The following is a 12930-nucleotide window of genomic DNA, read 5'->3' on the forward strand; positions in this document are numbered from 1 at the left end:
ATTATTTCTGTACACTGTTTATTACGTCTAGATAAGCATTCAGAACAATGTTTCTATCAAATTCCCTTTCAACTTTTTTTCTCCCCGCTAAGCCCATGTTCTTTTTCTCTTGCCAATTCATACTTAAAAAGTATTCTATTTTTTCTATTAAGTCCTGACTATCCTGTTGTTTGACAATTAAACCATTCTCCCCATTTTCCACAATTTCCCTACAACCACTTCTATCAGTGGTAATAATAGGTCTTCCACAAGCAGCACTTTCGAGTAATACATTGGACATACCTTCTGGATAATATGTAGGATGAATAGTACAATGAGAAATTTTATGGAACTCTCTTATATCACTTTGCATTCCATGATACTGAATTATCCCTTTTTCCTGCATTATCTTTAATTTTTCTTCGTATTCACCTTCACAAAATCCTAAAATATGAAATATAGTATTTGGGTATTTCTCTCTTATGTATTTAGCAGCATCTAAATATTGATCAATACCTTTTTCCCTCATTACACGAGCGATAAATAAAAAGTTAACCTCTTTATCTATTGGATATTCCAGTATAGGATAATAATTAAGATTAACACCAGATCCTGGTATCAATCTTGAGTTTCCCTTAACAATCTTTTTTGCACTAAAAAAGATTTTATTTGCTTCATTTTGAAAGAATACACATTTCGCATCCTTTAGGGCGTTTTTATATAGGAATAAGGTAACTTTCTGTAATATCCCATCATTTTCTACCGCCGTCCCAAGACCAGTAATATTACATACATAAGGAATACCAGCCATCCTACAAGCTAAACCACCATATACATTAGGTTTTATTGTGTAGGTTAACACCACATCAGGTTTTACCTCTTTAATAATTTTTTTATAGTTCATAAATAATTTTATGTCAGTTATTGGATTAGTACCCCTTCTACTAATCGGTGTATTAATGAACTTACATCCTATTTCTTTTAATTGATGTATAAACTCACCATCTGGGAGTGAAATATAGACTTTATATTCTTTCACTAATTCTTGAATAAGTTCTTTCCTAAATTTATATAAACCAACATCATTATTCGCTAATATTAAAACCTTTTTCATCCTGTATTCTCCTAGCTGGAACTCCCACGTATGTCCCTAATTCTGTTATATCTTTAATAACAACCGAGCCAGCACCTATTCTACATTTATCAGGAATGTTAATATTATTACTTACTACACTACCAATTCCTAACCATGTGCTTCTACCAACTCTAACTGCTCCTGCCAAATTTGCACCTGGTGATATATGAACATAATCCTCAATTACATTGTCATGATCTATTGTAGAAGCAGTATTAATGATGCAACCTTTTCCAATTTTAGTGCAACAGTTAATTATAGCTCCTGCCATAACTACTGTTCCTGCTCCTAAAAAAACCTGTTCCCCAATAACTGCATATGGATGAATTAAAACTGGTATACTTGCCCCCTGAGATTCAATTTGTTCTTGAATCTTTTCACGTATAGTATTATTACCGATGCCCACAAAAACATCGTAATCCTTTATGAATTTCGAAACATCTGTGGATTCTCCAATAATTTCTATACCCATTGAAGTTTTTGCATGTTCACTATCATCAAGAAAAGCAATATACTCCCACTTATTCATTTTTAATGCAATATCAGCAATAACCTTTCCATGTCCGCCAGCACCTATTATAAGAAGTTTTTTTTTCATAACTCTATACTTCCTTTTTGATTTCCCTTAAATGGCTCCATTGTTGCAGCAGTTTCTGAATTAATTCCTTCTCTAATAAAAACTTTCTTAATTGTTAAAAGGATAATCTTCCAATCTGTAGTGAAACTTACATTATCTACATACTCTACATCGTAATTAAATTTCTCTTCCCAACTAATAGCATTCCGACCGTTAACTTGTGCTAACCCTGACAATCCAGGCCTAACTTCATGGCGACGCTTTTGATGTTCATTATATAGTGGTAAATACTGAACTAATAAAGGCCTTGGTCCTATAATTGACATATCACCTTTAAAAATATTAAACAGACCTGGTAATTCATCAAGTGATGTCGAACGTAAAAATTTACCGAACTTAGTAAGCCTTACACTATCCGGTAGTAGCTCGCCATTTTCATTTTTTTCATCTGTCATTGTTCTAAATTTATACATTTTAAAAATAGTTCCATTTAATCCCGGTCGCTCTTGTTTAAATAATACCGGACTACCTAACTTTGTTTTCACAAGAAAAGCAACGATAAGGAATACTGGACTAAGCATTATAATAGCAATTAAAGACAGCATAAAATCCATGGGTCTTTTTACAAACCGTCTATAGATGCCAACTTTAGAACTCCTCATTACGCGATCCACAACCCTTTAATAATTTTCACAACTCTATCTAAATCTTTATCTGTCATTTTTGTATCACTTGGTAAACAAACACCATTCTCGAAAAGTCTTTCTGATACATCTGTACCAACAAAATCATATTTCTCAAAGAATGGTTGTAAGTGCATAGGTTTCCAAACTGGTCTAGATTCAATATTTTCTTTTTCAAGAGCTTCCATTACATCAATTGGGCGAATCTTACCGTTTAGTGTCATAGAACTTAGCCAATAGTTTGGTTCGTTCCACTCATTACTAGGCATAAATTCAATACCTTCAAGCCCTTCTAATTCTCTCTTATAAAAATCAAATATGTATCTTTTCTTCTGAACCCTTTGATCTAACACTTTAAGCTGTCCTCTACCAATACCAGCAACTACATTACTCATGCGATAGTTAAAACCTAATTCACTATGTTGGTAATGTCTTGCTTGATCCCTACTTTGAGTAGCCCAAAATCTTACTTTTGAAATACGTTCTTCATTATCAGAAACAAGCATACCACCACCCGAAGTAGTGATAATTTTATTACCATTAAAAGAAAAAATACCGTAATCTCCAAAGCTACCAGTATGTTTGCCTTTGTAATAAGTTCCTAAAGATTCTGCAGCATCTTCAATTAAAGCCACATCATACTTTTTACAAAGTGCAACAATCTTATCCATATCCGCAGAAAGACCATATAAATGAACTACTATAACTGCCTTTACGTTCGGATATTTTTTAAAAGCTTCTTCTAAAGCTTTAGGACACATATTCCAAGTTTCATAGTCACTATCTATGAAAACGGGAGTAGCATTTTGATAAACGATAGGGTTGGCAGTAGCTGAGAATGTAAGTGTTTGGCAGAAAACAATATCTCCCTCCCCTACTCCCGCTGCTTTTAAAGCCAAATGAATTGCAGCTGTCCCAGAAGATAGCGCTGCAGCTTCTTTAGACCCAACTTTCTCGGCTAGTTCTCTTTCAAATCCGTTTACATTTTCCCCAAGTGGCGCAATCCAATTTGTATCGAAAGCTTCCTTAACATAACGCATTTCATAACCTTCATCACTCATATGTGGTGATGAAAGAAATATTCTGTCTCCCATTTAAAAAACTTCCTTCCCTTAAATTAGTTCTTTAGATTAACTTTATTATTTGCAATATCTAATAATCGTTCTCTTATTTCTTCTTTACTAATTCCTTCAAAATCATTCATAAACTGTCTTAGAATCGCTTGATCCATTAAAACAGCCTTTCCTATGTGAATTTTAGGGAATATTTGCTCTGGATGAATCTCGCCTTCATTTAATAGCTCTTCATACATTTTTTCACCGGGTCTTAATCCAGTAAATTCAATTCCAATTTCTTCAATAGAAAAACCTGAGAGAGTAATTAAATTTTTAGCTAAATCTACAATCTTTACTGGATCACCCATATCGAGAACAAATAATTCTCCACCTCTAGCTAATGTACCAGCTTGAATTACTAACCTAGAAGCTTCTGGTATTGTCATAAAGTAACGAATCATATCAGGATGAGTAACTGTTACAGGACCACCTTTTTGAATTTGTTTCTTAAATAGAGGAATTACACTTCCCCTACTTCCAAGAACATTACCAAACCTAACAGCAACAAATCGTGTACCCGTACTTACAGACGCCATATGTTGAACAAGCATTTCAGCAAATCGTTTCGTAGCCCCCATTACGTTCGTTGGATTTACAGCTTTATCTGTAGAAACCATAACAAACGTATTTACTTTAAATGTATCTGCAGCTTCTGCTACATTTTTTGTGCCAAAAATATTGTTTTTTACAGCCTCTTCAGGATTACGTTCCATTAAAGGTACATGTTTATGTGCCGCGGCATGATATACGATATATGGCTGATGTTTTTTCATGATTTCAAAGATTTTATGTCTATCTTGAATATCAGCAATTTCTGTCGTAATTTCAACTGTATCTTTATAGGTAACTCGCATTTCCATTTCGATATTATAAATGCTGTTTTCACCATGTCCTAAAAGTACGATTTTTGCTGGTTTATACTTCATTACTTGACGGCAAATTTCTGATCCAATTGATCCACCAGCACCAGTTACTAAAATTGTTTTACCAGCAATTTTTTCTCCAATTCCTGCATCATCTAATTGGATTGGCTCTCTTCCTAATAAATCTTCCACTTGTACATCTCGGAATTCATTAACAGAAACTTTGCCATCTAAAAGATCTTCAAGCATTGGTACAATTTGCGTTTTCGCCTTCGTTTTTCTACACTTCTCAAAGATCTCGTTTATTTGATTTCTATTTAAAGAAGGAATAGCAATAATAATATGTTCAATATCATTGTCTTCCACAATTTCTTGAATATGATTTGTTGTACCCACAACCGGTACATTATAAATTTCTAATTTCTGTTTATTTCTATCATCATCAACAAATGCAATTGGATATAGGTCTGCTTCTTTATTATGTTGTAATTGACGTACTACCATTGTTCCTGCTGAACCAGCACCGATAATTAATGTTCGTTTTTTATCAGCAGCTTTTGTAATATATGTATCACGGAACATACGCCATACAAAGCGAGAACCACCAATTAATAATAAGTGTAGCATCCATGCAATTGCTAAAATCCGAACATAAATATCGTGATTTATAATCTGTTGAACAACTGCTGTTACTAAAATTGATAGCGTAATCGCCTTAAATATTTGTTTTAATTCACCAATACTTGCATATTCCCACGCCTTGTTATACAACTTATAAATAGCTGCAAAAACATGATGACTACACAATAATGTCATAGAACTAATAACTACTGTCATAGGAATTTTGTTTAATACATTTGGATGTATAAACCAATAACTTAAATACACGGCAGTTAATACGATAAATGAATCTAATAAAATTAATAATGAGAGCCGTTTTCGATAACTCAATATACCTGTTCCCTTCTTTATATAATTCTTATCTTATTCATAATAAAAAAGTACATTCTCTTACGAATGTACCTCTTCCTTTTTTACAAGTTCCTTCATATATTTCATTAACTCTACATTTAATTCTTCATTTTGTAGTGCCATCTCAATTGTCGTCTTAATAAATCCAAACTTCTCCCCAACATCGTAACGAGTGCCTTCGAAATCATACGCGAATACACGTTGAATTTCATTTAATCGTTGAATTGCATCTGTCAATTGGATTTCCCCACCAGCACCCGTTTGTTGATTCTCTAGGAACATAAAGATTTCTGGTGTTAATACGTAACGACCCATAATCGCTAAATTTGATGGAGCTGTGCCTTCCGCTGGTTTCTCCACAAATTGACGCACTTGATAACGACGATCATTTTGTTCAACTGGATCGATAATACCGTAACGATGTGTTTCATTTTCAGGTACTGTTTGTACACCAATAACTGACGACTGTGTACCTTCATATTGATCCATTAATTGACGTAAACATGGCGTTTCTGCTTGTACAATATCATCACCAAGTAGTACCGCAAATGGTTCATTTCCTATAAATTTACGCGCGCACCATACCGCATGTCCAAGTCCTTTCGGTTCCTTTTGTCTTATGTAATGAATGTTAATTCTTGAAGAAGCTTGTACCTTTTCAAGCATTTCATACTTTCCTTTTTCTAAAAGGTTTTGTTCTAGTTCGAATGAATGATCAAAATGATCTTCAATGGCACGCTTTCCTTTTCCAGTTACAATAATAATATCTTCAATTCCTGATTCTATCGCTTCTTCTACTATGTATTGAATTGTTGGTTTGTCAACAATAGGTAACATTTCTTTCGGCATCGCTTTCGTTGCTGGTAAAAATCTCGTTCCAAGACCAGCCGCTGGAATAATTGCTTTTCTTACTTTTTTCAAATCTAGTACCCCCAAATATATTATTTAATCCATATGTAACAATAACAAAAACCCTACTTATAGGGTCGTCTTTACAACTCTATAAGTAGAGTTTCTAACACAAATAAATGATGGGCATCTAACCCAACCTCACGTCATACTCCCGACGACAAGCGTCTAAGGTAGGTTCGAAATAAAAATTTCTACCCACAGCACGACCGAGTGCCTCCATTGATAACGGTTAGGAGACATCACCAATTCTTTATTTAAAAAATACCAAACAGCTTTTTACGACGAATTTGTTCTGGATCTTCTTTATAAATCGCTTTCCCGCTAATGATTAAATACGGATTCTCTCTTAAATCATTCATAACAGTTGCACCGAATTCTTTCTCTATTAGTTCATAGCTTTCTTCTAAATGAAATCCTCTTGACGTTGTGTTATGTGCATCTGATGCAATCATATGTGTTAAATTGTGTTCAACAAGTTGTAGTGAAAATTTTTTAATTTTTTTCCCGAATTTACCTAGGAGACTTCCTGCCGTCACTTGTGTTAAAGCTCCCTTATTTACGAGGTTATATAACTTATCTGGCCGCTCAATTAACTCGGCATTACGTTCGGGGTGAACGATAATTGGGATCATTCCTTTTACACGTAGTTCATACAATAGTTGTTCTGTATAACGAGGTACATGATTAGATGGAAATTCAATAAATATGTATTTGTTTGTTTCATTTAAAGTAACGATTTTACCAGCTTCATAGTCTTCTAATAAATCACCGTATAACCTGACCTCTTGCCCCGGTAAAATGGTAAGTGGAATATTATGTTGTTGTAATTCATCATTTAATTGCTTCACTTGATGAATAATAGACGTACGCTCATTTACATATTTTCCATTTTGATGATGTGGTGTTGCGACAATTGTATGTATTCCTTCTGCCACAGCTTGCTGTGCCATTGCTAAGCTATCAGTTACTGTTTGTGCACCGTCATCGATACCAGATAAAATGTGGCAATGTAAATCAATCATTTGTTTTGTCCTCCCTCGCTTATAGTAATCTTTTTTCCCTTGAATATGAGATATTCCTCATATTCAAGGGGAAAAAGGAGATATGTTCTTCCCATATCTCACTCTTTTCATTACTTTGCACCGTAGTAATAATATAAGCCATGTTCTCGTTCACGATCGTTCAGAACAACACCTAACAATTTACCTTTTGCAGATTCTAATAATCCTTTTGCTTTTAGCGCCGTTTCCTTTTCTGTTGCTTCACTACGTACGACAAGAATAGATGCATCACATACATTTGCCATAATTTGCGCATCCGTAACAGCTAAAATCGGTGGTAAATCGAAAATAACTAAATCGTACGTACTGTATGCTTGTGCCAGAAGCTCCTGCATTGATTTTGAGCCTAACAATTCTGCTGGATTCGGTGGAATTGGCCCACACGCTAAAAAGTGTAAATTCTCTACAGATGTAGTTTGTACACATTTTTCTAAACGCTCACTATGCGTTAATACGTTCGTCAATCCGAAAATATTATCAACTTGGAACATTTGATGCATCGCTGGTTTACGCATATCTGCATCAATTAATAATACTTTCTTACCTTGTTGAGCAAATACAACTGCCATATTCGCTGTCGTCGTTGTTTTCCCTTCACTCGGGTTTGCAGACGTTACCATTAATGAATGTAAATTTGTATCAACAGACGCAAACTCAACATTCGTTCGAATATTACGATATTGTTCGGAAATTGGTGATTTCGGTTGTTGATGAGCAATTAATTGACGACGTTGACGATGATTCTTTTTCTTTTTAAATAAATTAAGAGCCAATTGTTTGTCCCCTCACTTTTCTTGATGATGGAGCGTGCGATTTCACACTTGGTGTTTCTTCATCCATGCGAGCTACAATACCTAACACTGGTAATCCAAGTAAATTTTCTACATCTTCTTCTTTTTTCACTGTGTTATCTAAGTATTCTAGTAAGAATGCAAGACCAACTGCAGCCATTAAGCCAACAACGAAGGCAATTGCCACATTTAATATTGGACGTGGTTTAATCGGAGATTGGTTTTCTGCAACTTCTGCTTTAGATAGTACTGTTACGTTATCCACGTTCATAATTTTTGCAACTTCACCTTTAAATACATCTGCAGTAGCATTTGCAATATCACGAGCTAATTTTGGATCTTTGTCCTCAGCTGTTACAGAGATTACCTGTGAATCTTTTTCATTCGCAACATTTATCTTCTTCATTAAGGCTTGCGCTGTCATATTTAAATTTAAATTTTCATTTACTTGTTCTAAGATTACTGGACTTTTAATAATAACCTTATATGTATTCGTTAATTGAATATTCGTTTGAATCTCACCAGCTTGGAACATTGCACCCTCTTGTTTCTTCTGGTTAACAAGAATTTGCGTCGAAGATTGATAGATTGGTGTCATAAAGAAGAAGCTAATGATAGCACTTACTATAGCGGCACCAAAGGCGATTACGAGGATCATTGCTAAACGTTTTTTTAAAATATGAAATAACTCTTTCAAACTAATTGTTTCTTCCATAAGTTCCTCCAACTTTCTAAAATTTGCACATAAGAAAAATTATAACATATAAATCTTACATTTTTTATTTTGATTGATTTCGTTCGACATTTATTCACATCAAGCACATATAATCTTACAAAATAATCTTAAATATGACAACACATTCCAACAAATTTCCAAAATTTCCATTATATCACGATTTTTGTATAATACAATAATCGATTTTAAAATAATTCAAAAAAGCCGATAAAAACACTTATCGGCTACAAAATTTATTATATCATACATTATTTTCTAATAATATCCATATTGTTCCTTTTCTTCCTTCTTATCGTTTAAAACGACACCTAGTAGTTTACCAGATGCCTTGTCTAATATTTGCTTCGCTTTTACCATTTTATCTTTTTCTGTTTTTTCACTGCGCACGACAAGTATAACTCCATCGCATTTGTTCGCAAGTATTTGCGCATCTGTAACCGCCAGAACTGGCGGTGTGTCTATTAAAATAATATCAAACATGTTATATGCTTCTAGTAATACCTCGTCCATTACTCGATTTCCTAACAGTTCCGTTGGGTTTGGTGGTATTGGACCTGATGCCATTAAGTATACATTCTCTATATCTGTTTTTTGAATGCATTGCATTAATTTTACTTGCCCTAATAATACGTTCGTTAATCCATTAGAATGATGAATTGCAAATAAGTTTTGTATCGTCGGCTTACGTAGGTCAGCTCCGATTACTAAAACTTTCTTTCCTTGTTGACCGAAAACAGCTGCTAAGTTTGCAGTTGTCATCGTCTTTCCGTCACCCGGATCCGGTGAAGTGACAATAAGAGAACGCATATGATGATCTACAGATGTAAATTCAATATTTGTACGAATATTGCGGTATTGTTCTGCAATACGCGATTTAGGCTCTTTATGTGTAATTAATTGTTTTAATGGTTTTCTTTTTTTTCTCCCGAACATGTCCTAGTCTCCTTTTTTAAACGCGACTCCTTCTCCCTATCTCTATATGTTCGATACACACGCCCAATTCATTCACGATCGATATATTACACTTTTTTTCTACTTATTTCCACTGGTAAATCCGCCCATCATCTCCCATATCTTACCATAATTCATACCATTCTATTTTCTCCTATATAAAGACCGTGATAATGTGACAATAGCTTCATTTCTTTTATGCCTTTATCATTTATCTCAAAAGCAAGATAAACGATAAAGTAATTATATGGTAATTCAAATTAGTTGTAAACAAATTTTCTGACTAGTTTGTATTTTAATATTTTAAACAAAAAATATATAAATAAAAAAATCCTTCTGTAATATACAGAAAGATTTTTTTATTTATATCTATTCTTTTTTATCACCAATCGCAAATGTAATTTCAGCTTCACAAGCAATTTCACCATCTACTGTTGCGATTGCTTTTCCTTTTCCGATTGGACCACGTACACGTGTCATTTCAACTTCTAGGCGAAGTTGATCACCTGGACGTACTTGTTTTTTGAAACGACAATTGTCGATACCTGCGAAGAAAGCAAGTCTTCCGCGGTTTTCTTCTTTCTTTAATACAGCAACTGCTCCAACTTGTGCCAATGCTTCTACAATAAGTACACCAGGCATAACTGCGTAGTCAGGGAAGTGCCCGTTAAAGAATTCTTCGTTTGCGGATACATTTTTAATTCCAACCGCTCTTTTCCCTTCATCTACTTCTAATATTTTATCAACAAGTAAAAATGGATAGCGGTGAGGAATGATTTCTTTAATTTGTTCTATATTTAGCATATAACAATCGCCCCTTTTGTAATATTGGTCTTACCACTTGGACATATTGTCTATTATCCCATTTTGTTTATTGTTTGTCATTATAAAGTGAAACTTTACTTCCTATTTATAAAAAAATGCATACACTCTATTCTCTTAAAATAGTTGCATATCCTTGCAACTGACACGGAGGTAGAAAAGAGTGTATGCCCAGATTAGGGAAAGGCAATATGTATTAACACATGATTTGCCTTAATGTCGTATTCGACTCATTATATTATAAACGTTTTCAAATACGGAAATATTAAATTTAACCATATATATGAATATTTCACCTATATTCTTCGTTTTTCTTTATTTTTCTTCTATTTTCTCAAAAAATCGAAATAAAAAAATAAAAATACAAAAAAAGAACTAAGGTTTACACCTTAGTTCCTTTCACTTTATCGTAAAGCACGCTTTGGTAATCTATCGATATTCTCTAACATAATACCTGTACCAACCGCAACGCAGTGCATTGGGTTTTCAGCAATTAATACTGGTACTTTTAGTTCTTCTGCTAGGAGCATGTCAATGCCGTGTAGTAAAGCTCCACCGCCTGTTAGAATGACACCGCGGTCGATGATGTCCGCTGATAATTCTGGTGGTGTGCGCTCTAGTACGCCTTTTGCAGCTTGTACAATAACAGCTGCATTTTCTTTTAATGCTTCTGTAATTTCTTCTGAGCATACTGTAATTGTGCGTGGTAAACCTGTTACCATGTCACGTCCGCGAATTTCAAGTTCTTCGCTACGTGCACCTGGGAATACTGTACCAACTTTAATTTTAATATCTTCTGAAGTACGTTCTCCGATTAATAGCTTATACTTACGTTTAATGTAGTTTAAGATCTCCATATCAAACTTATCGCCAGCCATTTTGATAGAGGAAGAGGTAACAATATCACCCATAGATAGTACAGCGATATCCGTTGTACCTCCACCAATATCAACAACCATGTTACCGCTTGGTTGGAAGATTTCCATACCAGCACCAACTGCGGCTACTTTTGGTTCTTCTTCTAAAAATACTGTTTTACCACCTGAACGTTCAGCAGCCTCACGAATTGCTTTTTGTTCTACTGATGTGATATTTGTTGGACAACAAATTAAAATGCGAGGTTTTGAAAAGAAGCTCTTTACGTCCAATTTGTTAATGAAATACTTTAACATTGCTTCTGTAATTTCGAAATCTGCGATTACACCATCTTTTAGTGGACGAATGGCTACAATATTACCAGGCGTACGTCCCACCATACTTCTTGCTTCTTCACCTACTGCTAATACTTTACCTGTGTTACGATCAATAGCAACAACAGATGGCTCATTTAATACAATACCCTTACCTTTAACATGGATTAATACGTTAGCCGTACCTAGGTCAATTCCGATATCTCGCGCAAACATTCCCGTTTTTTCCTCCTCGATATTCAAAATCAGGTTACACCCGAATTCTTTTACACCTAATTTCTGATTTTATCATAAATTTAACAGAAACGTAATATTCGCAAAAAGAATTCTTCTGAAAAATATTACCGAATTGAAACGGAATGTTTGCGATCGCATACTTATTGACGTACCGGCTTTTCTACATCTTCTTTTCTATACTTTTGCTTTGTTGCTTCTCCGCCTCTTAAATGACGAATAGACTTATGATAATCAAGAATTTCTTTCACTTCATTTGCGAGCTCTGGATTAATTTCTGGTAGACGTTCCGTTAAGTCTTTATGGACTGTACTCTTTGATACCCCAAATTCCTTTGCAATGACACGCACTGTCTTTCTTGTCTCCACGATATACTTACCAATCTTGATAGTTCTCTCTTTGATGTAATCGTGCACACCACTCGCCTCCCTAAATTGGATGTGAGAAGGGTGAAATGAGCCTCGCTGCATACGACTTAGAAGTAAGTGTGAGTGCTGTTTGTAAGCGTTAAACATTCTTGGATTTATAATGAAATGATTCACGATTTCTCACCTCAAACACTCTCTTTGCTTTGGTTTATACCATTGTATTGCCCGCACTACTGATATATGCTACATGTTCACTATTTTTGCGGACTAAGTTAAGAAAAATTACGTTTTTTTGTGAGAAATACGTTAACAGTGACTATTTTGGCGAAAAAAATGACACCTTGTATACAAGGCGTCATTCTTCTCGTTCTAACTCTTCTTCTAACAATTGATGGTGGGGAACCTCTTTCTTACCGGCAATGTAATAATATAAAGTAAATAAAACAAACAATAAAATAATAGCAGTCGACAGAACAAACAAAAATGACACAGTATCCCCTCCTTTTTGTAATATATATTCGAGAATCTCGTCATTTTTCCT

At 34.5% G+C, this 12930-nt stretch carries 14 protein-coding genes; all 14 read right to left on the reverse strand.

Going from position 1 to position 12930, the window contains the following annotated elements:
- Nucleotide 1 precedes the first annotated feature (1 nt).
- Nucleotides 2-1093, reverse strand: coding sequence for a glycosyltransferase family 4 protein (locus tag ACTFR9_RS17605; protein ID WP_229136610.1), 1092 nt, complete (start codon nt 1091-1093; stop codon nt 2-4).
- Nucleotides 1065-1712, reverse strand: a complete 648-nt coding sequence (locus tag ACTFR9_RS17610) for an acetyltransferase (RefSeq protein ID WP_229136609.1) — start codon at nt 1710-1712, stop codon at nt 1065-1067. The genes ACTFR9_RS17605 and ACTFR9_RS17610 overlap by 29 nt, the downstream gene beginning before the upstream one ends.
- Nucleotides 1709-2353 carry a sugar transferase gene (locus tag ACTFR9_RS17615; RefSeq protein ID WP_267497088.1) on the reverse strand — a complete coding sequence of 215 codons (645 nt, stop codon included), beginning with the start codon at nt 2351-2353 and terminating at the stop codon, nt 1709-1711. Before ACTFR9_RS17615 ends, ACTFR9_RS17610 begins: the two co-directional genes overlap by 4 nt.
- Complete coding sequence (locus ACTFR9_RS17620) at nt 2353-3468, reverse strand: DegT/DnrJ/EryC1/StrS family aminotransferase (RefSeq protein WP_229136608.1); 1116 nt, start codon at nt 3466-3468, stop codon at nt 2353-2355. Before ACTFR9_RS17620 ends, ACTFR9_RS17615 begins: the two co-directional genes overlap by 1 nt.
- A gap of 23 nt (nt 3469-3491) precedes the next feature.
- On the reverse strand, nt 3492-5303 hold the full coding sequence (locus tag ACTFR9_RS17625) for a polysaccharide biosynthesis protein (protein WP_229136607.1): 1812 nt from the start codon (nt 5301-5303) through the stop codon (nt 3492-3494).
- A 60-nt stretch (nt 5304-5363) separates the two neighbouring features.
- Nucleotides 5364-6245: a UTP--glucose-1-phosphate uridylyltransferase BpsC gene (gene bpsC, locus ACTFR9_RS17630; RefSeq protein WP_229136606.1), complete on the reverse strand. Its 882-nt coding sequence runs from the start codon at nt 6243-6245 to the stop codon at nt 5364-5366.
- A 245-nt stretch (nt 6246-6490) separates the two neighbouring features.
- Nucleotides 6491-7258, reverse strand: a complete 768-nt coding sequence (locus tag ACTFR9_RS17635) for a tyrosine-protein phosphatase (RefSeq protein WP_229136605.1) — start codon at nt 7256-7258, stop codon at nt 6491-6493.
- 110 nt (nt 7259-7368) lie between these two features.
- Nucleotides 7369-8070: a CpsD/CapB family tyrosine-protein kinase gene (locus ACTFR9_RS17640; protein WP_001207187.1), complete on the reverse strand. Its 702-nt coding sequence runs from the start codon at nt 8068-8070 to the stop codon at nt 7369-7371.
- Complete coding sequence (locus tag ACTFR9_RS17645; RefSeq protein ID WP_229136604.1) at nt 8060-8803, reverse strand: YveK family protein; 744 nt, start codon at nt 8801-8803, stop codon at nt 8060-8062. Before ACTFR9_RS17645 ends, ACTFR9_RS17640 begins: the two co-directional genes overlap by 11 nt.
- A gap of 276 nt (nt 8804-9079) precedes the next feature.
- Nucleotides 9080-9757, reverse strand: a complete 678-nt coding sequence (locus ACTFR9_RS17650; protein WP_229136603.1) for a CpsD/CapB family tyrosine-protein kinase — start codon at nt 9755-9757, stop codon at nt 9080-9082.
- Nucleotides 9758-10144: 387 nt separating this feature from the next.
- A complete protein-coding gene (gene fabZ, locus ACTFR9_RS17655; RefSeq protein ID WP_000931956.1) occupies nt 10145-10579 on the reverse strand; it encodes a 3-hydroxyacyl-ACP dehydratase FabZ in 435 nt (144 codons plus the stop codon).
- A 422-nt stretch (nt 10580-11001) separates the two neighbouring features.
- Entirely contained in the window at nt 11002-12003 is a 1002-nt protein-coding gene (locus tag ACTFR9_RS17660; protein WP_000457987.1) for a rod shape-determining protein, read from the reverse strand.
- A gap of 161 nt (nt 12004-12164) precedes the next feature.
- The gene (gene spoIIID / locus ACTFR9_RS17665; protein WP_000544012.1) at nt 12165-12437 is read right to left on the reverse strand and encodes a sporulation transcriptional regulator SpoIIID; all 273 of its coding nucleotides are present in this window, start codon (nt 12435-12437) and stop codon (nt 12165-12167) included.
- A gap of 307 nt (nt 12438-12744) precedes the next feature.
- Nucleotides 12745-12879, reverse strand: a complete 135-nt coding sequence (locus ACTFR9_RS17670) for a hypothetical protein (protein WP_000008903.1) — start codon at nt 12877-12879, stop codon at nt 12745-12747.
- Nucleotides 12880-12930: the final 51 nt, after the last annotated feature.

Source organism: Bacillus cereus group sp. MYBK222-1 (genome assembly GCF_051916425.1).
In the GTDB taxonomy this organism is placed as follows: Bacteria; Bacillota; Bacilli; order Bacillales; family Bacillaceae_G; genus Bacillus_A; species Bacillus_A paranthracis.

Bases quoted from the DNA above. Each gene is read 5' to 3' on its own strand.
- ACTFR9_RS17605 (WP_229136610.1), bottom strand. From the start codon at position 1,093: ATGAAAAAGGTTTTAATATTAGCGAATAATGATGTTGGTTTATATAAA.
- ACTFR9_RS17610 (WP_229136609.1), bottom strand. From the start codon at position 1,712: ATGAAAAAAAAACTTCTTATAATAGGTGCTGGCGGACATGGAAAGGTT.
- ACTFR9_RS17615 (WP_267497088.1), bottom strand. From the start codon at position 2,353: ATGAGGAGTTCTAAAGTTGGCATCTATAGACGGTTTGTAAAAAGACCC.
- ACTFR9_RS17620 (WP_229136608.1), bottom strand. From the start codon at position 3,468: ATGGGAGACAGAATATTTCTTTCATCACCACATATGAGTGATGAAGGT.
- ACTFR9_RS17635 (WP_229136605.1), bottom strand. From the start codon at position 7,258: ATGATTGATTTACATTGCCACATTTTATCTGGTATCGATGACGGTGCA.
- ACTFR9_RS17645 (WP_229136604.1), bottom strand. From the start codon at position 8,803: ATGGAAGAAACAATTAGTTTGAAAGAGTTATTTCATATTTTAAAAAAA.
- ACTFR9_RS17650 (WP_229136603.1), bottom strand. From the start codon at position 9,757: ATGTTCGGGAGAAAAAAAAGAAAACCATTAAAACAATTAATTACACAT.
- fabZ (WP_000931956.1), bottom strand. From the start codon at position 10,579: ATGCTAAATATAGAACAAATTAAAGAAATCATTCCTCACCGCTATCCA.
- ACTFR9_RS17660 (WP_000457987.1), bottom strand. From the start codon at position 12,003: ATGTTTGCGCGAGATATCGGAATTGACCTAGGTACGGCTAACGTATTA.